This is a genomic window from Arthrobacter sp. GQ119 (assembly GCF_059759125.1).
Map to the genome: position 1 here is coordinate 1 of NZ_JCAXEA010000018.1, position 20,634 is coordinate 20,634.

The window sequence follows — 20,634 nt, forward strand, 5'->3', positions numbered from 1 at the left end:
TCAAACTTACCGGCTCGCTTTGCCCTAGTCAAATCGGCTCCTGCGACCCCTTGATGCCTGAGGCATCTTAGTCGCTGTACCGACCGACTCCGGGGAGCGGCGCGGAAATAAACTCTACCACTACTTTCCCTTGTAGCCAACCCGCCCCCAGCAGGCCCTGCAGTGGGCCCTTCAGCAGGCACGGAAGAGGCCCGGAATCACGGGGATTCCGGGCCTCTTCCGGCGGTGTGATGAGAGCGGGAATCAGCTCACAGTCGTCTCCGGCAACTCTGCCTTGGCTGCACGGCTCGGCAGCGTCCTGGCCTTCGGCCCGGCGGGCTTGAAGTAAACAACACCCAGCGGGGGAAGCGTCACCGTCAGCGTGGCGGGCTGGCCATCGATGGCTGCATCCTCCGCTGTCAGGGTGCCGTCGTTGAGGACGCCGGAACCACCATAGGAGGTTGCATCCGTGTTGAGCACTTCAGTCCAGGCGCCAACGGACGGTACTCCAAGTGCGTAGTCCTTGTGCGGGCCTCCAGAGAAGTTGACCGCAACGACCACGGGGTTGCCCTCGGTGTCCCAACGAACGAAGGTCAGGACGTTGCGATCCGCGTCGGCTCCGTTGATCCACTGGAACCCGCCGGGCTCGTTGTCGCGTGAGTACAGTGCCGGCGTGGACTTGTACAGCTCGTTCAGGTCCTTCGTCAGCATCTGCACGCCGCGGTGGGCCGGGATGTCCGCCAGCCACCAGTCGAGGCCGTGCTGCTCGGACCATTCTGCTTCCTGGCCGAATTCAGTGCCCATGAAGATGAGCTGCTTGCCCGGGTGCGCCCACTGATAACCGAGGAAGGCACGCAGGTTTGCCAGCTGCTGCCAGCGGTCTCCGGGCATCTTGCGAAGCATCGACCCCTTGCCGTGGACAACCTCGTCATGGCTGATGGGCAGGAGGAAGTTCTCGGTGAAGGCATAGACCATCGAGAAGGTGACTGTCCCGTGGTGCCACTTCCGGTTGACGGGATCCTCGGAAATGTACTTAAGCGAGTCGTGCATCCAGCCCATGTTCCACTTGAGCCCGAAGCCGAGGCCGTTATGGCTGGTGGGACCGGTGACGCCCGGGAAGGCCGTGGATTCCTCGGCGATCATGACCGCACCGGGGTGGGTCTTGTACACCGTGGCGTTGGCTTCCTGGAGGAAGGAGATGGCCTCCAGGTTTTCGCGACCGCCGAAACGGTTCGGCTGCCACTGGCCGTGTTCGCGCGAGTAGTCCAGGTACAGCATGGAGGCGACAGCGTCCACGCGCAGGCCGTCGATGTGGAATTCGTCCAGCCAGTACAGCGCGTTGGCTACCAGGAAGTTGCGCACCTCGGTACGGCCGAAGTCGAAGATCAGGGTGCCCCAGTCCGGGTGCTCCCCCAGGTTCGGGTCTGCGTGCTCGTACAGCGGCTGTCCATCGAACTCGGCAAGCGCCCAGTTGTCTTTCGGGAAGTGGGCCGGTACCCAGTCCAGGATCACGCCGATGCCGGCCTGGTGGAGCGCGTCCACCAGGTAGCGGAATTCGTCGGGGTGCCCGAAGCGTGAGGTCGGTGCAAAGTAGGACGTGACCTGGTAGCCCCAGGAGCCGCCGAAGGGGTGTTCGGCCACCGGCATGAACTCGACGTGGCTGAAGCCCAGCCACTTCACGTATTCGACGAGTTCCTTGGCAAGTTCCCGGTAGCTCAGCCCCAGGCGCCAGGATCCGAGGTGGACCTCGTAGACACTCATCGGAGAGTTGTGCGGGTCCCGTGCGGCGCGGGCCTTCATCCACTCGTCGTCCTCGAACCGGTAATGGGATTCGACAACCCTGGATGCAGTCAGCGGCGGCACTTCGGTGCCGAACGCCAGGGGGTCAGCCTTCTCGACCCAGTAACCGCCCTTGGCCTTGATCTCGAATTTGTAGCACGCGCCGGCCGCAACGCCGGGCACAAACAGTTCCCAGACGCCGGAAGACCCCAGGGAGCGCAGGGAGTTTTCCCGTCCGTCCCAGGCATTGAAGTCGCCCTTGACGCGGACCGCCTCGGCGTTCGGAGCCCACACAGCGAAGGACACACCGTCGACGTCCCCCAGGGAGGACTTGTAGTGCTGGACGTGGGCACCGAGGACGCTCCACAGCTTCTCGTGGCGGCCCTCCCCGATCAGGTGCAGGTCCACCTCACCCACGGTCGGGAGGTAGCGGTACGGCTCATCCACCGTCACCGGTTCCGCACCCTCGTAGGTCACTTCCAAACGGTAGTCGGGCACGTGGCCGGCCTGCAGGGGCTCCAGCACGGCAACCCATATGCCCTCTGCCTCATGGGTCATCGGCACCGACCCGGCCGCCGTCACCACGGTGACCGCCTCGGCCAGGTGCTTGACGGTGCGGATGGTTACGTGGCCGTAGTTATCCAGATGCGCACCAAGCACGGAGTGCGGGGCGTGGTGCTCACCGGCCGCCACACGTGAGAGCGTGTTCGCATCCACTTGGAGAGGGGCGTGGGGCCGATCTGTAGGTGCAGAGCCTGTCATCTTCTTACCTTCCGCTGCGGCTCCGGCGGGATCGCCGGGGCCTTTACTGCTGAGTAGCCGCCTGGACGCAGTCACAGGAATGGCTAGCCAATCTGGCCTGTTACGCAATTCATACACGACTTCGTACAACGCCTTGTCCAGCCACAATGCCACAAAGAGCGGAGACTTCCGGTCAATGGTGCCGGGCGTGACCTCGGAGTAGCCGGCAAGGAAAGCCTCGGCGCAGTCGTCCACCCACGATTCGGGCACGTTCGCCCCGCTGCCCTCGCGCTCCGCGGCGCCGGCGGCGTAGTCGAAGGAGCGGAGCATGCCCACGACGTCCCGCAGCGGGACGTCCGGAAAGTTCCGTTCGGAAATAGGCCGCAGCGGCTCACCCTCGAAATCGAGGATCGCCCACCGGTCGGCCCCGCCGTTCCGGCCGGGCACCTGGAGGATCTGGCCAAGATGAAGGTCGCCGTGGATGCGCTGCAGCGCACCGGCCGGGACACCCTCCAGTTGCTGGAGCAGAGCATCCAGTTCTTTCTCATACGGCCCGACGGCGGCACCAGCCTCCGCCCAGGCCTGCCGCACCCGCTGGGCTACTCCGGGGGCGATGACCCCGCCGGGGACGGCTTCCTCGGAAACCCCCAGGGTTTCAGCCAGCCGCCGGTGCACGGTTGCGGTGGCGTGGCCCAGGGCGTGGGCTTCCTGCGTGAAGTCCTTTCCTGCCCCGGCGGCATCGACCGCGAGCCGCCAGGCGTCCCGCCCGCCGGCCAGGAACTCGTGGGCAACGGCGAGTTCGCCTTGCGCCGTGATTTCCGCGGCAGCGTCCGCCCCGGCGGGCGCGTCCGCTGTCGCCGTGTGTTGCTGCACCCACTGGCCGGTGACCCAGCCGAGCGTGGCCGGCACTTCGGAGGTCCGCGCTGCGGAAAGGGCAGCACCGACCTCCACTTCCGGATTGCGGCCGGCCGAAAGCACGCGGAAGAACTTTACGATTGCCGCGGAGACGCCGTCGTCCACGATCACCGAAGTGTTGGACTGTTCGCCTGAGAGGACGCGGACGGTACCGGCGGCGGTCGGAATCGGTTGGCCGCCCTCCGGCAGGTGCCCGCTGGCCGTCCCGGCCACTCCCTCGGTGCGCATGAGGTCAAGCCATTCGGCGATGAAGACGGGGTCGTGGACGCCGTCGTAGATCCAGCGGTGTCCCAGTTCGGTGTTCTCGATTTCGCCGATCAGGGCCCGTTCGGCGCCGGGCAGCGGATCGCGGCGGTAGCTGAGCGGCACCTGGACGACGTCGGTGCGCCGGCCGCCGTCGGCCGTTTCGGACACGACGGAGGCCAGGACCACCTCAAGTCCCGCCTCCCCGGAGGAGTCATTGAGGATGAGGCCGCCCACCGGGGCCAGCGAAAATGCGGCCGACTTCACGGGGAACCACCGTTGGCTTGGCAGCCACTGGCGCAGTAACTCTTCGAGCGTTGGGATCAGTGTGGATTGTGTCATGTCACCCCTCAATGGACAGGATGGGCATCGCCTGGGTGTAGGGAGATGCCGGGTTGGAGGATACGGAACGCAGCCGGAGCCAGAAGAAATCATGGCTGCCGAGGGTCAGGGTCAGGTTCCCGTCATCGCCGACTCCCGGGAATGTCTGGCCACCGAATACGTCACGGAGGCCGCGGCCTGCGAACTGCGGCAGTTTGAGGGTCGCAGCAACCGGGTGCTGTGAAAGGTTGAAGGCGCACAGGATGGTCTCTGCCGGTTCACCGGACGCGTTGCCTTCCGGGAGTTCACGCAGATAGGCCAGCACCACTTCGTGGTCTGCTTCCACATGCCTGAAGTTGCCGAGCCCAAACGCGGCGTGATTCCGCCGGACGCTCAGGATCTGCCTGGTCCAGCGCAGCAGCGACCCGGAATGCGCGGCCTCCGCCTCAACATTGGCCATGCTGTAGTTGTAGACAAGCGACTGGATCACCGGGAGGTAGAGCTTGCCGGGATCGGCGTTGGAGAAGCCGGCGTTGCGGTCCGGGTTCCACTGCATGGGCGTGCGGACGGCATCGCGGTCCTCCAGCCAGATGTTGTCGCCCATGCCGATCTCGTCCCCGTAGTAGAGGAAGGGGCTGCCCGGCAGCGACAGCAGCAGGGCATTGATCAGTTCGATCTCTGCCCTGGAGTTGTCCAGCAGTGGCGCCAGCCGCCGCCTGATGCCGATGTTGGCCCGCATGCGCGGATCCGGCGCGTACCAGCCGAGCATGGCGGCGCGCTCATCGGAGGTGACCATTTCCAGCGTGAGCTCGTCGTGGTTCCGGAGGAAGGTGCCCCACTGGGCGCCCTCGGGGATCTCCGGGGTGTCGTGCATCGTTTCGATGATGGGGGCAGCCTTCTGGTCACGCAGGGCGTAGTACAGCCGCGGCATGATCGGGAAGTGGAACGCCATGTGGCATTCCGGCTCTTCCTCCGTTCCGAAGTACTCCACCACCTCGTTGGGCGGCTGGTTGGCCTCCGCGATGATGACCCGCCCCGGGTAGCTCTCATCCACCATCTTCCGCAGCTTGCGGAGGAACTCGTGGGTGGCGGGCAGGTTTTCGCAGTTGGTGCCCTCCTCCTCGTAGAGATACGGGATGGCGTCCGCGCGGAATCCGTCGATCCCCTGATCCAGCCAGAACCGCACGACGTCGAACAAAGCGTCGATGACCTTCGGGTTCTCGAAATTAAGGTCCGGCTGGTGGCTGAAGAACCGGTGCCAGAAGAACTGCCGCCTGATTGGATCGAAGGTCCAGTTGGACTCTTCCGTGTCCACGAAGATGATGCGGGCGTCCTGGTACTTCTCATCCGTGTCGCTCCACACGTAGAAGTCGCCGAACGGACCGTCCGGATCCTTCCGCGACTCCTGGAACCAGGGGTGCTGATCCGAGGTGTGGTTCAGCGGCAGGTCGATGATGACCCGGACGCCGCGGGCGTGGGCCTCCGCCACGAGCCGTTTGAAGTCGCTGATGGTTCCAAACTCGTCGAGCACGGAGTTGTAGTCGGAGATGTCATAGCCGCCGTCACGGAGCGGTGACTGGAAGAACGGCGGGAGCCAGAGGCAGTCCACCCCCAGCCACTGCAGGTAGTCGAGCTTCTCGATCAGGCCGTGGAAATCCCCTGACCCGTCACCGTTTGCATCCGCAAAACCCCGCACAAGCACTTCATAGAACACAGCTTTCCTGTACCACAGTGGATCATGCTGCAATCCCGGCGCATTGAGCTCGAAGGTGCTCTTCGGAGTGAAGTGATGTGACGGATTCTGCGTGCTGAAACTCACTGAGGCTACCTCCGGATGTGCAGGATGTGTGCAGGCTCAACATGGGCATCCAGTCTGACGTAGTTGTATTCCCCCCATTCCCAAGACTCGCCGGAAATCAGGTCATCCACCCTGAAGCCGCCGTTCGGCGTGAGGTCGTCCGGGTCGAGCTGCAGCGCAGCCAGATCCAGCGACACCGTGCTTTCCCGGGTGCTGTGCGGGTCCACGTTGACCACCACAATGATGGTGTCCTTGGTGCCATCCGGGAGGGCCTTGTGCTTGGAGTACACGATGGTGGCTTCATCCGTGCTGTGGTGCAGCGTCAGGTTCTGCAGATCCCCCAGCGCAGGGTGTGCCTTACGGATCTCGTTGAGCCTGGTCAGGTACGGGGCAAGGGTCCGGCCGGACGCGGCAGCAGCATCCCAGTCCCTGGCCTTGTACTCGAACTTCTCGTTGTCGATGTACTCCTCCGCGCCAGGCCGGGCCACATGCTCGTAGAGTTCAAAGCCGGCGTAGACGCCCCACAGCGGGCTGGCCGTAGCAGCCAGTGCAGCACGGATCTTGAAGGCCGCCGGCCCGCCGTACTGCAGGTACTCGGTGAGGATGTCCGGGGTGTTGACGAAGAAGTTCGGCCGGAAGAAGGCCGGCGAGACATGGCTGACCTCCTGGAAGTACTCCTCCAGTTCCTTCTTCGTGTTCCGCCACGTGAAGTACGTGTATGACTGCTGGAAGCCTGCCCGGCCCAGCGCATGCATCATGGCAGGACGGGTGAACGCTTCAGCCAGGAACACGACGTCCGGGTTCTTCTTGTTGACCTTGGCGATCAGCCATTCCCAGAACCACACGGGCTTGGTGTGGGGGTTGTCCACCCGGAAGATCTTCACCCCGTGGCTGACCCAAAGCTGCACGATGCGGTGGATTTCCTTGGACAGGCCTTCGGGATCGTTGTCGAAGTTGAGCGGATAGATGTCCTGGTACTTTTTCGGGGGGTTCTCGGCGTAGGCGATGCTGCCGTCCACCCTGGTGGTGAACCATTCCGGGTGGGACGTGACCCACGGGTGGTCCGGCGCCGCCTGCAGCGCGAGGTCCAGCGCCACCTCAAGGCCCAGCTCGGTGGCGCGTGCCACGAACGCGTCGAAGTCCTCAAAGGTGCCCAGATCGGGGTGGATGGCGTCGTGGCCGCCCTCCTTCGCCCCAATGGCCCACGGCGATCCTGGGTCGTTCGGACCCGCGATCAGGGTGTTGTTGGGGCCCTTCCGGTGCTGGACGCCAATCGGGTGGATCGGCGGCATGTAGATGACATCGAAGCCCATCTCGGCGACGGCTTCGAGCCGCTTGGCCGCCGTCTGGAAGTTGCCTGACGTCCAGGCGCCTGTCTCGTGGTTGCGGATGGCGCCTTCCGAGCGCGGAAAGAACTCGTACCAGGAACCGCGGCCGGCCCTGTCCCGCTCCACCAGGAGCGGGAACGGGTCAGAAACGGTGACCAGCTCCCGGATCGGCTCGCGGCCTACGATCTCTGCGACGTCCGCACCGAAGCCGGCAGCCAGCCGCTCTTCAGCGGTTTTGGAGGTATCGGACAGACCCACGACGGCGGAGCGGAGCGTCCGCCTGTCGGCGGCGTCGCGGAAGGATTCCTCGGCGGCCTCCGCCAGCAGCGCGGCCCCCTCGTCAAGCATCAGTTCGACGTCGATGCCGGCTTCCACCTTCACCTCGGCGTTGTGGTGCCACGTGCCGTAACGGTCGTGCCAGGCCTCGATGACGAAGGACCAGTTGCCGGTGGAGTCAAGCGTGAGTATGCCTTCCCAAAGGTCTGTGCCCTTGCCGCGGTCCCCGGCGGGCGGCTGGAGGCGCACACGCTGGCGTTCCTTGCCCTTCGGGTCCAGCAGCACGGCGCTGACGCCCAGCTGGTCGTGGCCTTCGCGGAAGCACTTTGCGCTGACCACGATGCCTTCGCCCGGCAGCGCCTTGGCGGGGAACTTCCCCCCTTCGACAACCGGCTGAACATTCGTGATCGGGAAACGGCCAAATCGAAGGCCGTCCATGATCGAAACCTTCGGCGTTTGCTTGGCTGGGGCACTGGTTCGCGTGTTTGTCGTCACAGGCTCGACATTAGCGAGAAATGCAAGCCATTGCTAAGCCTGCGAAGTTAATAAATGAACTGATTCGTCATTTACCGGAAAGTAATCGAATCCGGTTCCTGCTGTTCATCTTCTCGATTAGTGTGGCGCAGGTGAAGGCTATCCGCAGATTTACCGTCCGAACCGTTCTTCCCGAGCCGATCCGGCCGCTGGCCCGTTTGGCCACTAACCTGCGCTGGTCCTGGCATCGGCCCACGAGGGAACTCTTCGAAGGACTCAACCCCAGGGTCTGGGCTGACTGCGGCAACGATCCGGTCAGTTTCCTCGGGCTGGTGGGCCGTGAAGAAATGCACCGTCTGGCAGCGGACAAGGACGTCGTGGCCCGCGTGCAGGCAGCGGCCGAGGACCTGGACCGTTACCTTGAGCAGCCGCGGTGGTATCAGAGCCTGGGCGAGGACGCTCCCGCCTCCATTGCATACTTCTCCCCCGAATTCGGCATCACCGAAGTTTTGCCGCAGTACTCCGGGGGCCTCGGCATCCTTGCCGGCGACCACCTGAAGGCAGCGTCGGACCTCGGGGTTCCGCTGATCGGTGTGGGCCTGCTGTACCAGGCGGGCTACTTCAAGCAGTCCCTGTCCCGCGACGCCTGGCAGCAGGAGACGTATCCGGTCATTGACCCGGATGGGCTGCCCCTGACGCTGCTGCGGGAACCGTCGGCTGACGGCAGCGGAAAGCCGATCGAAATCTCACTGCCGCTGCCCAGCGGGCGGCACTTGGCGGCGTATATCTGGCGTGCCGACGTCGGGCGCGTTCCCCTGCTCCTGCTGGATTCCAACGTTCCGGGCAATGACGACGCCGCCCGCGGCATCACAGACCGCCTCTACGGCGGCGGTGGCGACCACCGCCTGCAGCAGGAGCTTCTGCTGGGCATGGGCGGGGTCAAGGCGCTGCGGGTCTACCAGCGGCTGACCGGCACCCCCGCCCCGGAGGTGTTCCACACCAATGAGGGCCATGCCGGCTTCCTCGGGATCGAGCGGATCCAGGAACTGATGTCCGGCGAATATGCACTCACCTTTGATGAAGCGTTGGCCGCGGGCCGTGCGTCCACTGTTTTCACCACGCATACACCGGTACCCGCCGGCATCGACCGCTTCGAAACCGCCCAGATCCAGCACTTCTTCGAGGCCGGGCTTGCGCCCGACGTGCCCACGTCCCGCATCCTCGACCTGGGCCGCGAGAACTTCGCCGACGGAAACCCGTTCGTCTTCAACATGGCGGTCATGGGCCTGCGCCTGGCTCAGCGCGCCAACGGCGTGGCCAAGCTGCACGGCGAAGTATCCCGCGGCATGTTCTCCGCGCTCTGGCCGGGATTTGATCACTCAGAGGTGCCCATCACCTCTGTGACCAACGGTGTGCACGTGCCCACCTGGGTCGATTCGCGGATTTCCAAGCTTGCCCGCAAACGGTTCGGCGCGGAAGCGGAAGCGATGGGGCGCTGGGACCTTGCCTACAACGTCAGCGACGCCGAGGTCTGGGCCTTGCGGCGCGAAATGCGCGCCTCTCTGGTGGAGGATGTCCGGCGCCGCCTTCGCGCGGCCTGGAAAAAGCGCGGCGCCGCAGACGCCGAGCTCGCGTGGACGGACTCCGTGCTTGACCCGGACGTCCTGACCATCGGCTTCGCCCGGCGCGTGCCCACGTACAAGAGGCTGACCCTGATGCTGCGCGAACCTGAGCGCCTCAAGGCTCTGCTGCTGCACAAGCAGCACCCGATCCAGCTGGTCATCGCCGGCAAGTCCCACCCCGCCGACGATGCGGGCAAGAAGATGATCCAGGACCTGGTGCGCTTTACGGATGACCCCAAGGTCCGCCACCGCATCGTCTTCCTGCCCAACTATGACATCGCCATGGCCCGCACGCTGTTCCCGGGATGCGACGTCTGGCTCAACAACCCCCTGCGCCCCCTGGAAGCGTGCGGCACGTCCGGCATGAAGGCGGCCATCAACGGCTCCCTCAACCTTTCAGTGCTGGACGGCTGGTGGGATGAGATGTACGACGGCGAAAACGGCTGGGCGATCCCCACCGCCAACAACGGCGCCTCGGCGGACGAACGCGACGACATCGAGGCAGCCGCCCTCTACGAGCTGCTTGAAACGCAAGTGGCGCCACGCTTCTACGGCAACACGGTTTCCGAGGCGGCCGGGGCTGCCGGCCCGTCCGCCACCGGGCACGAGAAGATCCCCACCCACTGGGTATCCATGATCAAGCACACTCTCGCCCACCTGGGCCCGGCCGTTTCCGCCGAACGCATGCTCCAGGACTACGTCAACGTCCTGTACCGGCCGGCGGCGGTCTCGGGACGGCATGCGGTGGCGTCATCCTTCAGCCAGGCAAAGGAACTCGCAGCCTGGACCTCCAAGGTCCGCGCTGCATGGCCCCAACTCCACGTGGAGCATGTGGATTCCCTGGGCGTGTCCGAGGATCCACAGATCGGCGACACTCTCGAGGTCAATGCCTACGTGGGACTGCACACCCTGACGCCGCAGGACGTGGCGGTGGAGGTCGCATATGGGCAGGCCGAGGAAAGCGACGAACTCGCCAATGTGACACTCGTGGAGCTTGACCCGAAGGATGAACTCGGCAATGGCCGGTACCTGTTCACAGGCTCCATCGTGATCGACCGTTCAGGATCGTTCGGCTACACGGTGCGGGTGCTGCCCAAGCACGACGCCCTCGCATCCAGGGCCGAGCTGGGCCTGATCGTGAACGCTTAGGCTTGTCGGGCCCCTTCGGGCCACGCTTGGACAGGGTCCGCGCATCGGCGCGGGCCCTGTCGCGTTTAGACTCGCGCTTTGTAGCGGGCCTTGGCGCTTAGAGGAGTACGGCGATGACTGCCAGGTCCTTCCCGGCGTAGCTTTCGGCGTCCTGCAGGATTTCGCAGATGACCCCGAAGGACCTGTCGCTGCGGAAGGCTGCCGGCACCTGCCAGATGACCGTGAGCGGTTCCGCTCCGTTGTCGGAAATGGAGTCCGCGAAGTCGTGCAGTGAGTCGTTGAGGGCGTCCAGGTTGACGCCGTAGTGTTCCGGGAATTCCAGGGCTTCGCCGAAAGTGGCCAGCACTTCCTTCTTGGAATCGGCGGCAGGGATCACCAGGCTGCGGCGCCCGGCGTCAGCGACCTGGTCAGTCAGTTCCTCGACGGTCCAGGTGTCTGCTGAATAGATCTTCATTGCGCTATTTGCCCTCTGCTATGAACTTGAATGACTCGTAGTGGTCTGCCGTGTAGTATTTTTCGCCCGCTTTGCCCGCCACGATCCTGCGGGCGCCGCGATCGGACTCCCCGGGTGTGGGGACAGTGTACTCCCGGTAGTAGTCACGGGATTTCCGGGGCAGGATGCGCTCAAAGTTGCCAAACGTCACGCCGTCGCGCTCGTAAGGGAACGGCCCGCCCCGCCGGATGAGCGCGAGGGTTGTGCGGCCTTCGGCCGGGAGCTGGGACTCCGGAATGGCTGGCAGGGCGGATGGGTTGGGAACCCCTCCGGCCTCTGCGGTTGCCGCAGGTGCGCGGGAGGACGGAATCGGGGTCCCGGATTCCACCGGAACCGGACCCCCCGCCTGCGGCTGGAGTCCGTTGGATACGACGAGGGCCACGCCCAGCAGCACAATCAGCACGACGGCCGCCAACAGCCTGCGCATATTCACGCTTTCCCGTCCCTGATGCCCATCCCTGTTGCTAGGTGCGGTAGATGTTAACGGTGTTGGCCTGCATGACGTCCGCATCACCGGACTCGACCTGAACGCCCTGGCGCTGGTCATGGAGGTCAGATGTGGTGAGGCGGAGCTCGAATATCTGCTTGGCTGTGCCGTCGTCGTTGATCGCCCGGGGAAGAATGACCTGGACGTCGTCGCGCCCGCCGTTGACCACGATGAGTCCGGCCGCCTTCCCGTCGTCCGAGCCCAACAGCAGCTGCACCACGCGGTTCCGGGGATCATTCCACCGTTCCAGGGTCATCGGCTCGCCATTCTGGTCATACCAGAACAGGTACGACTGCGCGTCCCGCACCGCGTAGTCATATGGCTGCCCGGCGAGGAATTCCTTGCGCAGCCGGATGACGCGCTTGGTGCTCCTGAGCATGGCGTGGGATTCCGGTGTGCTGGTCCAGTCGAGCCAGGCGAGGGGATTGTCCTGGCAGTAGGCATTGTTGTTGCCCTGCTGCGTGCGGCCAAGTTCATCTCCGGCCGTGATCATAGGGACCCCGAGGGAGATCATCAGCGAGGCCATCAGGTTCCGCTGTGTCTGGGCCCGCCGGGCAAGGATGCCTTCGTCCTCGGTCCGGCCTTCAAAACCGTGGTTGTAGCTGCGGTTGTCGCCGTGCCCGTCCCGGTTCTGCTCACCGTTCGCCTCGTTGTGCTTGCGGTCGTAGGAGACAAGGTCGGCCATGGTGAACCCGTCATGGGCCGCGATGAAGTTCAGGGAGGCGAGCCTGGAGCGGCCTGACGGTTCAAAGAGACTGGCGGAACCGGACAGCGCATCTGCCAGCCGGGCCACGGAGCCGCCCTGGCCGCCGGAGTCGATGGCCGCGCGGTCGGCCAGCCAGAACGAACGCATGGCATCGCGGTAGTGGTCGTTCCAGTCAACCCAGCCAATCGGGAAGCGGCCGGTCTGCCAGCCGCCGTAACCCACGTCCCAGGGTTCGGCGATGAGCTTGACCCGGGACAGTACCGGGTCCGCCGCAACGGCGACCAGGAACGGGTGCTTCGGATCAAACTCATTGGCTTCGTTCCGGCAGAGCGTCACGGCAAGGTCGAACCGGAACCCGTCGATATGGAATTCATCCACCCAGTACCGCAGCGAATCCAGCACGAGCTGTACAACGCGCGGATGGCCAAAGTTGAGACTGTTCCCGCAGCCCGTCGTGTCGATGTATCTGCCATGGCCGTCCGTGCGGTAGTACTTCTCCTCCCCCAGCCCTCGGAAACAGAGCGTGTGTCCGTCCGGTCCGCCCTCGGCGGTGTGGTTGTAGACCACGTCCAGGATGACCTCGATGCCGGCGGCGTGCAGAAGTTTAACCATGCCCTTGAACTCGTCCTGCACCGCCTGCGGCCCGGCTTCCTGCGCGGACCGCGTTGCATACGCAGGGTGCGGGGCAAAGAACGCCGCGGTGTTGTAGCCCCAGTAGTTCGTCAGGCCCAGGTTTTGAAGGTGCGGCTCGTCAAGGTGGAAATGAACCGGCAGCAGCTGCACCGCAGTAATGCCAAGGCCCGTGAGGTGCTCGATCATCGCAGGGTGGGCCATGCCGGCGTACGTGCCGCGCAGCCCCTCCGGGATGTCCGGGTGCAGTATGCTCTGCCCGCGGACATGTGCCTCGTAGATGATCGTGTCCCGCCACGGTGTATGCAGCCGGCGGTCGGAGCCCCATTCGAAGTCGCTGGACATCCTCACGCTGGTGAGCAGGTCAGCGCGCTGGTCCACGGCCCGCCCGTAGGGATCGAGCAGCAGCGGCTGCCGCTCACCGTCGTCAAAATTCACGGTGGGAACCGAGAGGGGCAGGACCTGCGCGGCGGAGGCCTCGCGGAAGCCGTAGCGCGATCCGACCGGGAAGCCCTCCACGATGCCGTGATGGACGCCATCGTTGACGTTCGGCAGGGTCTGGAGCCGCCAACTGCCGCCCGGTGCCTGGTAGGCGATCTCCAGTGTCAGCACGCCGGGAGCGTAGACAGCCACATTGGCACGTCCGCCTGAGGAGCCGTCCAGGGCGGGCCCAGGGCGGAGGGAACTTACACCGAGGGGTAACGCCTGGGAGGCGTCTACGCTGGAGGCTGTGTCTACTAAGGGCATTACCATCGATTAAAGCTTAACTGTCCCGTTCAGAATGCCGATTTATTCCGGCATGTGACGTTTCGCTAATTAGAGGGCGGCGCCTGCTGACCGTAAAACCGCACCGAGGTGGAGGTATTTGTGAAGATTGCACTGGCCCAGATCATCACTGGTCGGGACGTGGAGCGCAACCTCGTCCTGGTTGAGGAATACGCCCGCCTGGCCAAGGAAGGGGGCGCCGGGCTGGTCGTTTTCCCCGAGGCCACGATGCGCGCGTTTGGGAATCCCCTGATCGGCATCGCCGAACAGCTTGATGGCCCCTGGGCGGACCGGGTCCGTTCCGTTGCCGCTGAGCTGGACATCGTTATCGTGGCGGGCATGTTCACGCCTGGTGCGGCATCCGCGGCAGGCGGCGGCAAGGTCCGGAACACACTGCTCGTCACCGGCCCCGGCGTGGAAGCGAGCTATGACAAGGTGCATCTCTTTGACGCGTTCGGCTTCCTTGAGTCGGACACCGTGGATGCCGGAACGGGGCCTGTGACGTTCGACGCCGGCGGCCTCACCTTCGGCCTGGCCACCTGCTACGACATCCGGTTCCCGGCCCTCTTCACCGCAAATGCCGACCGCGGAGCCGTTGCCAACATCATTTGCGCGTCGTGGGGCGCCGGCCCGGGCAAAGTGGACCAGTGGAAGCTGTTGGCCCGCGCCCGCGCCGTCGACACGACCACCTATGTCCTTGCCTGCGGCCAGGGCGACCCCGCCACCCAAGGCGTCGGGCCGCGCGGCACAGCACCCACAGGAGTTGGGCACTCCGCCGTCGTCTCGCCATTTGGTGAAGTGCTGGGAGAGCTCGACGGCGCCGCCGGCCTGCTGTTCGCCGACCTTGATCCCGCCGTCGTCAAGGAAGCCCAAACCAGGCTGCCCGTCCTCGCCAACCGCCGCGCTTTTTAGCGGAAGCGCGCGTCAGGCAATACGCGTCAAAGCAATACGCGTCAAGCAACGAAGGAGCGGCATGCGGAGGATGGCGGCTGCGCCGCCATCCTCACGGCGTATAACCTACTTCGCGGCGCGCTGGCGGGACACTTCGTAGAGGGAGATGCCCACGGCCATGGAGGCGTTGAGCGATTCCATGGCGGAGTCGATGGGGATCGAGACGATCTGGTCGCAGTTCTCACGGACCAGGCGGCTGAGTCCCTTGCCCTCGGAACCCACCACGATGCAGACCGGCTCCGTGGCGAGGGTGAGGTCCGGCAGCGAAACGTCGCCGTCGCCGTCGAGCCCCAGGACGAAGATGCCCATGGACTTGAACTGCTTAAGGGCGTTGTTCAGGTTGGAGGCGCGGGCGACGGGCACGCGGACAGCCGCGCCGGCGCTGGTCTTCCAGGCTGCGGCGGTGACTCCGACGGAGCGCCGCTCGGGGACGATCACGCCGTGGCCGCTGAATGCGGACACCGAGCGGATGATGGCGCCCAGGTTGCGGGGATCCGTGATGCCGTCGAGGGCGACGAAGAGGGGTGCGTTCGTGACGTGCCCCTTCTTCCAGCGGTCCACGGTCTGCTCAGCGAGATCGTAGGCGTCCTGGTAGTCGTACGGCGGGATCTGCAGCACGAGGCCCTGGTGCACGGCGTCGTCCGTCATGCGGTCGAGCTCAGGCTTGCCGGTTTCCAGCAGCGGGATGCCGCGTTCGGCGGCGAGCTTGAGGGACTCCTTGACACGGTCGTCCATCTCGATGCGGATGGCGACGTGCAGCGCCTTGGCCGGAATGCCTGCCCGGAGGGCCTCGACCACCGAGTTGCGGCCGGTCACGACTTCCTCGGTGGCGCGGCCCTTGGGGCCTGACCGTGCGCCTGCGCTGCGGCCGCCGCCGGCGCGCTTGGCCTCCGAGCGGTCGGCGAGCTGCTTGTTCTTGTATGCCTTGTGGTAGGGGCGGTCCTCGGCCTTGGGGGTGGGCCCCTTGCCTTCGAGTGCCTTGCGGCCGTGGCCACCGGTTCCGGTGGTGGGGCCCTTCTTGAGCTTTCGGACTGCGCCCGGGCGACCGTTGTTGGCCATGAGTTCCACCCTTGGTTGTGTTGAGTACGTCTGCACTCCAGTCTACTGACTCAGGTTAAATCGTTGACCGGGCGGGGTGGACCCGCAGGCTTCAGCCGCGCTGAAGGCTCCAGGTGGCCCCGTCTGCGCTGTCTTCGACCACGATGCCGGCAGCGGCGAGCGTGTTCCGGATCGCGTCCGAGGCGGCCCAGTCCTTGCTGGCGCGGGCCTCGGCCCGTGCCGCAAGCTGCGCCTCCACGAGCACGCCGAGCGCCGCCGTCGCCTGGTCGTCGAGGGCCGGCTGCGCGGCGGCGCTGATTCCCAGGACGCGGAGCATGTCGGTCACTCCGGCCAGGGCCTGCCGGGCGGTGCCGAGGTCCCCTGCCGTGAGGGCCGAGTTTCCTGCGCGGACCGTGTCATGCAGCACCGCGAGGGCCTGGGGGACGTTGAGGTCGTCGTCCATCGCGGCGGCGAACGCGTCCGGCACGTCGCCGTGGCTGCCAAAGAACAGGGCGCCGTCCGTTGACAGGGCCCGGACTGCGCGGGCGACAAAGCCGTCGATGCGCTCGACGGCGGCTGTGGCCTCCTGCAGTGACGTCGGCTGGTAGTCCAGCACGGAGCGGTACTGCGCCTGCCCGAGGTAGTAACGGACAACGCGCGGCGGGGCGAGCTCCAGCATTTCCGCCGGGCTCACGGTGTTGCCGACGGACTTGGACATTTTCTCGCCCTGGTACGTGACCATGCCGTTGTGCATCCAGAAATTCGCGAAACCGTGGCCGGCAGCCTGAGACTGGGCCATCTCGTTTTCATGGTGCGGGAAGCGCAGATCCAGCCCGCCGCCGTGGATGTCGAATTCGGTGCCGAGGTATTTGGTGACCATGGCTGAGCATTCGAGGTGCCAGCCCGGACGGCCGGCGCCCCACGGGGAGACCCAGCTCGCCGTCGTCGGCTCTCCCTCCTTGTGTCCCTTCCACAGCGCGAAGTCCCGGGGGTCCTTCTTCCTGCTGATGAACTCAGGTTCGACGTCGGGGGCGCCCTGCATGTCGTCGATCTTCTGGCGTGTGAGCGAGCCGTACTTGTTCCACGAACGCACGTCGAAGTAGACGTCGCCCGAGCCGTCCAGTGCCGGGTAGGCGTGGCCCCGGTCGATCAGCTGCTGGATGAGCGCGTGCATCTCGGGAATGTGGCCGGTGGCCCGGGGTTCGTAGGTGGGACGGGAGACGCCGAGGACGTCGTAGGCCTTGAGGAACTCCTGCTCGTACCGGTAGGCCAGGGCCCACCATTCCTCTTCCGGCACGGTGTCCGGTTCCTGCTCGTAATCCGGGTGAAAGGACGCCTCGGACTTGGCCAGGATCTTGTCGTCGATGTCGGTGACGTTGCGGACGACGGTGACGCGGAAGCCGCGGTACTCGAGCCAGCGCGTGAGCTGGTCGAAGGCGATGGCGGAGCGGATGTGGCCGACGTGCGGCATGCCCTGCACCGTGGCGCCGCAGTAATACAGGCTTACCTTGCCCGGTACCAGGGGGACGAAGTCTCGGACTTCGGCGGATGCAGTGTCGTAAAAGCGCAGGGTCACCGCTCCAGATTAGCCGATTGGCCTGTCCCTGCTTACTTCCCCGGGTGCGCGTCCGATTACTTGCAGATCTTGCCGATGCGGTTGTTCTGTTTGGTGAGCTCGGCGACCTGTTCTTGGTTTTTGTCGCCCAGGGACGTGCTGGCCACCTGCTTCATGACGTCGGCCATCTTCTGGATCGGGTCGGCGACCTCCGGGGCCACCTTGTCGGCGACCTCCTGGTAATGCGCGGCGATCTGCTCCGCCTGCTGCTGCTGGTTTCCGGTGGGCTTGAACGTATCGCCCTGGAGGAACGTGCAGCTCTCGCCGACGCTCATCCTGGGCGCGCCGCCGCAGCCTGCAAGCAGCAGGCAGGAAATCACGACGGCGGGAAGCAGCTTTTTCACGGGAAGTCTCCTGGTGTGGCGGTACAGATCGTGCCGGCGGGCGCGCCGCCGGTCCTTCTTCCAGCGTAGGCGATACGGCCGGGTGGATGACGGTCAGGCCGGATAGACGAGGGCGGTGGCCACGGCGGAGATGCCCTCGCCGCGGCCGGTGAAACCGAGTCCGTCGCTCGTGGTGGCCGACACGCTGACGGGAGCGCCGGCAGCCTCTGTCAGGACGCGCTGCGACTCTTCGCGGCGGGGTCCGAATTTGGGGCGGTTCGCCACGAGCTGCACGGCCACGTTGCCAATCTCAAAACCGGCCGCCCGGACGATGCGGGCCGCCTCGGCCAGCAGCGTAACCCCGGAAGCGCCCGCCAGCTCAGGACGGTCGGTGCCGAAGTGGGTGCCGAGGTCACCGGTTCCGGAGGCGGAGAACAGAGCATCGGCGGCAGCGTGGGCCACGGCATCGCCGTCGGAGTGACCGGCGAGCCCCCGCTCGTTTTCCCAGAAGAGGCCCCCGAGCCATAGCGGGCGCGGGTCGTTCTCCGGGGCGAACGCATGCACATCGACGCCGATTCCGGTGCGGGGCAGGACCATCCTGACGGCTTCCTTCTCTTGCTCTGAACGCACGCGGTCAGCCCTCCACCCAGCGGGCGCCCAGGGGCCCTTCGAGGAGGCCCTCGGCAATGATGAGGTCCAGCGGCGTGGTGATTTTCAGGGACTGGCTGGCCCCGCGCACGGCATGCACCGGAACCCCGAGGAGCTCCACCAGCATGGCGTCGTCGGTGACGGCCGCGGCCCGGTTCTCATCCAGGGCCAGGGCGGCCTCGTGGGCGGCCTTCAGGGTGTCCACGCTGAATCCCTGCGGCGTCTGGACTGCGCGGAGCTCCTGCCGGGATACGGTTCCCGTGACGATTTCCGGAGCGATATCCGAGTCCCCGCCGTCTGTGGCGGAAACCGTCTTGACGGTGTCCACAACCGGGATGACCGGGATGACGGCGGAGGCTCCGTTGGCCAGCGCCTGCGCCACGCGGTGGAAGACAGACTCGGGAGTCAGTGCGCGTGCGGCGTCATGGACGAGCACAGCCTCCGTACCGTCCTCCAGGCCGGCCAGCGCCGACCGGACGGAATCCGCCCGGGTGGCACCGCCGTCGACCATTGTCAGGAGCGGACCCCCATCCGCGAGCTCCAGCCGGAAGTCCTCGACCAGCTGCCGCAGCCCGGATTCACCCGCGGGCAGCGCAACACAGACCTGGCTGGCCACTCCGGCGGCGACAATGCCGCGGAGCGCGTGCATAAGAATGGGTTCGCCGCCGAGCGGCACGGCCGCCTTGGGCATGCCGTAGCCAAGCCGCTGCCCGGAACCTGCGGCGACGAGGATCACGGCGGTGACGGGTCGTCTGGGTGCATCGTTCATGCGGACTAGCCTACGTCCCGGCCGCCCGGCCCCGCCCAACCGAGTGGCGGCACACGCCGTTTTAGGCGCCCAGGACGGTTCGTACGGCTACCCGGCCGGGATTTTGGGCAAAAGAAACCCCGGCGGCACTCTGCCGCCGGGGTTCAATTCTCAGGAAGCCAAGACCTCGTCGAGAACGCTTGCAGCTTTCTCTTCGTCGGTCTTCTCAGCCAAAGCCAATTCTGAAATCAGAATCTGACGTGCCTTGGCCAGCATTCGCTTCTCACCTGCGGAAAGGCCCCGATCGTGATCGCGGCGCCAGAGGTCGCGGACGACCTCTGCAACCTTGATGACGTCACCGGAAGCAAGCTTCTCCAGATTTGCCTTGTAACGACGCGACCAGTTGGTGGGCTCTTCAGTGAACTCGGCTCGAAGCACATCGAATACGTGCTCCAAACCTTCCTTGCCCACTACGTCGCGAACCCCCACGAGGTCAACGTTCTCTGCTGGAACTTCAATGGTCAGATCACCCTGAGCCACCTTGAGCTTGAGATACATCTTCTCTTCGCCCTTGACAGTGCGCATCTTGATTTCTTCAATTTTTGCTGCACCGTGGTGAGGGTAAACTACTGTCTCGCCGACCTCAAAAACCATGTGGACTTTCCCCTTTCCCGCAGACCAGTTTATCACGATTAGGGCATACGACTGGCATGGAAACGGGCCGGGAACCGCGAGAATCCGCGGAAAATGGGCCGAATCGACCTCTCAGACCCCTTGACGGACGCGGATAATAGTGCATCGCCCACGCGCGGACAAGCGTTACGCGCGGGTAGCCGGGAAGCCCTGATACAGCGTCAGGGGGCCCTGAAACTGGCGCTATTGTGTACTGGCCGAATCCTCGTTTGGACCCGTTTGCCGATAGGCTATGGCTGAAAACTTTTTCAAGACTTTCTAGGAGTGCGTGACGTGCGTTTCACTGCGATGAACCGGGGCCAGCGCGGCAAGTTGGCAATGGCGGCTGCCGCCCTGAGCGTGGGACTGCTCGCCCTGACGGGCTGCGGCTACATCAACGCGCAGCAGACCTCCGAGCAGTATGCCGCTTCGGACGGAACGCGCTCTGACGTTGGACCGCTGGAACTGCGGAACATGCTCATTGTCGCCGCGGGCGAGAACCAGCCGGGCCGGGTCATCGGCGCCGTCTACAACTCCTCGTCCGAGGACGTCAAGGTCACGCTGAGCGGCGCAGAAGGCGCCCAGACTGAGATCTCCGTCAAGAAGAACTCCTACACACTGCTCAACGACTCCACCGATCCGGCCATCCTGAGCACGGCCGGAGGCAAGCCGGGCTCCCTCGTGGACATCAAGGTCACCGAGGACGGAACCAACATGAACAAGACCGTCAAGGTGCCCGTCGTGGATGGCACGCTCAAGGAGTACCAGGCATACCTGCCCGCGGGCAGTACCCCCACACCTACTCCCAGCGAAACCGGCACCCACACTGATGGCGCACAGACAGACGGTGCCGCACCGGCAACAGGCGGCCACTGACACCCACGCCGGCGTCGCAGGCACGCCGGCATGAAGAAGGAGGGGATCCCGGCGGGA

Annotated in this window: 15 protein-coding genes; 3 read left to right on the top strand and 12 right to left on the bottom strand. The window is 65.2% G+C overall.

The window, feature by feature from the left end; all coding sequences use genetic code 11:
• Nucleotides 1-243: 243 nt before the first annotated feature.
• From AC6CH3_RS16480 to AC6CH3_RS16490, 3 genes are read right to left on the bottom strand one after another with little or no spacing between them, the layout of a single operon-like run.
• Nucleotides 244-3,999: a 1,4-alpha-glucan branching enzyme gene (locus tag AC6CH3_RS16480; protein ID WP_498133442.1), complete on the bottom strand. Its 3,756-nt coding sequence runs from the start codon at nucleotides 3,997-3,999 to the stop codon at nucleotides 244-246.
• A gap of 1 nt (nucleotide 4,000) precedes the next feature.
• On the bottom strand, nucleotides 4,001-5,797 hold the full coding sequence (gene treS / locus AC6CH3_RS16485; protein WP_498133443.1) for a maltose alpha-D-glucosyltransferase: 1,797 nt from the start codon (nucleotides 5,795-5,797) through the stop codon (nucleotides 4,001-4,003).
• 5 nt (nucleotides 5,798-5,802) lie between these two features.
• A complete protein-coding gene (locus tag AC6CH3_RS16490) occupies nucleotides 5,803-7,818 on the bottom strand; it encodes an alpha-1,4-glucan--maltose-1-phosphate maltosyltransferase (protein ID WP_498133444.1) in 2,016 nt (671 codons plus the stop codon).
• Nucleotides 7,819-8,006: 188 nt separating this feature from the next.
• On the opposite strand from AC6CH3_RS16490, the gene glgP reads away from it, so the two are divergent.
• On the top strand, nucleotides 8,007-10,625 hold the full coding sequence (gene glgP, locus AC6CH3_RS16495; protein WP_498133445.1) for an alpha-glucan family phosphorylase: 2,619 nt from the start codon (nucleotides 8,007-8,009) through the stop codon (nucleotides 10,623-10,625).
• A 97-nt stretch (nucleotides 10,626-10,722) separates the two neighbouring features.
• On the opposite strand, the gene AC6CH3_RS16500 is transcribed toward glgP, so the two are convergent.
• From AC6CH3_RS16500 to glgX, 3 genes are read right to left on the bottom strand one after another with little or no spacing between them, the layout of a single operon-like run.
• On the bottom strand, nucleotides 10,723-11,079 hold the full coding sequence (locus AC6CH3_RS16500) for a barstar family protein (RefSeq protein WP_400580031.1): 357 nt from the start codon (nucleotides 11,077-11,079) through the stop codon (nucleotides 10,723-10,725).
• 4 nt (nucleotides 11,080-11,083) lie between these two features.
• Nucleotides 11,084-11,545 carry a guanyl-specific ribonuclease gene (locus AC6CH3_RS16505; RefSeq protein WP_498133544.1) on the bottom strand — a complete coding sequence of 154 codons (462 nt, stop codon included), beginning with the start codon at nucleotides 11,543-11,545 and terminating at the stop codon, nucleotides 11,084-11,086.
• A 37-nt stretch (nucleotides 11,546-11,582) separates the two neighbouring features.
• Nucleotides 11,583-13,694, bottom strand: a complete 2,112-nt coding sequence (glgX, locus tag AC6CH3_RS16510; protein ID WP_498133446.1) for a glycogen debranching protein GlgX — start codon at nucleotides 13,692-13,694, stop codon at nucleotides 11,583-11,585.
• A 114-nt stretch (nucleotides 13,695-13,808) separates the two neighbouring features.
• Between glgX and AC6CH3_RS16515 the strand changes: the two genes are divergently transcribed.
• Nucleotides 13,809-14,618 carry a carbon-nitrogen hydrolase family protein gene (locus AC6CH3_RS16515; RefSeq protein WP_498133447.1) on the top strand — a complete coding sequence of 270 codons (810 nt, stop codon included), beginning with the start codon at nucleotides 13,809-13,811 and terminating at the stop codon, nucleotides 14,616-14,618.
• A 105-nt stretch (nucleotides 14,619-14,723) separates the two neighbouring features.
• On the opposite strand, the gene rlmB is transcribed toward AC6CH3_RS16515, so the two are convergent.
• From rlmB to AC6CH3_RS16545, 6 genes are all read right to left on the bottom strand, one after another.
• Nucleotides 14,724-15,716 (bottom strand): 23S rRNA (guanosine(2251)-2'-O)-methyltransferase RlmB, encoded by a 993-nt coding sequence (gene rlmB / locus AC6CH3_RS16520; RefSeq protein WP_498133448.1) that lies wholly within the window; start codon nucleotides 15,714-15,716, stop codon nucleotides 14,724-14,726.
• Between the two features lie 91 nt (nucleotides 15,717-15,807).
• Nucleotides 15,808-17,271 carry a cysteine--tRNA ligase gene (cysS, locus tag AC6CH3_RS16525; RefSeq protein ID WP_498133449.1) on the bottom strand — a complete coding sequence of 488 codons (1,464 nt, stop codon included), beginning with the start codon at nucleotides 17,269-17,271 and terminating at the stop codon, nucleotides 15,808-15,810.
• A gap of 56 nt (nucleotides 17,272-17,327) precedes the next feature.
• Nucleotides 17,328-17,654, bottom strand: a complete 327-nt coding sequence (locus AC6CH3_RS16530; protein WP_498133450.1) for a hypothetical protein — start codon at nucleotides 17,652-17,654, stop codon at nucleotides 17,328-17,330.
• Nucleotides 17,655-17,747: 93 nt separating this feature from the next.
• The gene (gene ispF, locus AC6CH3_RS16535; RefSeq protein WP_498133545.1) at nucleotides 17,748-18,230 is read right to left on the bottom strand and encodes a 2-C-methyl-D-erythritol 2,4-cyclodiphosphate synthase; all 483 of its coding nucleotides are present in this window, start codon (nucleotides 18,228-18,230) and stop codon (nucleotides 17,748-17,750) included.
• Between the two features lie 37 nt (nucleotides 18,231-18,267).
• Complete coding sequence (gene ispD, locus AC6CH3_RS16540) at nucleotides 18,268-19,050, bottom strand: 2-C-methyl-D-erythritol 4-phosphate cytidylyltransferase (RefSeq protein WP_498133451.1); 783 nt, start codon at nucleotides 19,048-19,050, stop codon at nucleotides 18,268-18,270.
• A 150-nt stretch (nucleotides 19,051-19,200) separates the two neighbouring features.
• On the bottom strand, nucleotides 19,201-19,683 hold the full coding sequence (locus AC6CH3_RS16545; protein ID WP_026266570.1) for a CarD family transcriptional regulator: 483 nt from the start codon (nucleotides 19,681-19,683) through the stop codon (nucleotides 19,201-19,203).
• A gap of 327 nt (nucleotides 19,684-20,010) precedes the next feature.
• On the opposite strand from AC6CH3_RS16545, the gene AC6CH3_RS16550 reads away from it, so the two are divergent.
• Nucleotides 20,011-20,577: a hypothetical protein gene (locus tag AC6CH3_RS16550; protein ID WP_498133546.1), complete on the top strand. Its 567-nt coding sequence runs from the start codon at nucleotides 20,011-20,013 to the stop codon at nucleotides 20,575-20,577.
• Nucleotides 20,578-20,634 lie beyond the last annotated feature (57 nt).

What these genes read in the sequence shown, in the direction of transcription:
- AC6CH3_RS16490 (WP_498133444.1), bottom strand. Translation starts at nt 7,818, where the DNA reads ATGGACGGCCTTCGATTTGGCCGTTTCCCGATCACGAATGTTCAGCCG.
- ispF (WP_498133545.1), bottom strand. Translation starts at nt 18,230, where the DNA reads ATGGTCCTGCCCCGCACCGGAATCGGCGTCGATGTGCATGCGTTCGCC.
- AC6CH3_RS16550 (WP_498133546.1), top strand. Translation starts at nt 20,011, where the DNA reads ATGAACCGGGGCCAGCGCGGCAAGTTGGCAATGGCGGCTGCCGCCCTG.
- AC6CH3_RS16500 (WP_400580031.1), bottom strand. Translation starts at nt 11,079, where the DNA reads ATGAAGATCTATTCAGCAGACACCTGGACCGTCGAGGAACTGACTGAC.
- ispD (WP_498133451.1), bottom strand. Translation starts at nt 19,050, where the DNA reads ATGAACGATGCACCCAGACGACCCGTCACCGCCGTGATCCTCGTCGCC.
- AC6CH3_RS16480 (WP_498133442.1), bottom strand. Translation starts at nt 3,999, where the DNA reads ATGACACAATCCACACTGATCCCAACGCTCGAAGAGTTACTGCGCCAG.
- rlmB (WP_498133448.1), bottom strand. Translation starts at nt 15,716, where the DNA reads ATGGCCAACAACGGTCGCCCGGGCGCAGTCCGAAAGCTCAAGAAGGGC.
- AC6CH3_RS16545 (WP_026266570.1), bottom strand. Translation starts at nt 19,683, where the DNA reads ATGGTTTTTGAGGTCGGCGAGACAGTAGTTTACCCTCACCACGGTGCA.
- AC6CH3_RS16505 (WP_498133544.1), bottom strand. Translation starts at nt 11,545, where the DNA reads ATGCGCAGGCTGTTGGCGGCCGTCGTGCTGATTGTGCTGCTGGGCGTG.
- glgX (WP_498133446.1), bottom strand. Translation starts at nt 13,694, where the DNA reads ATGGTAATGCCCTTAGTAGACACAGCCTCCAGCGTAGACGCCTCCCAG.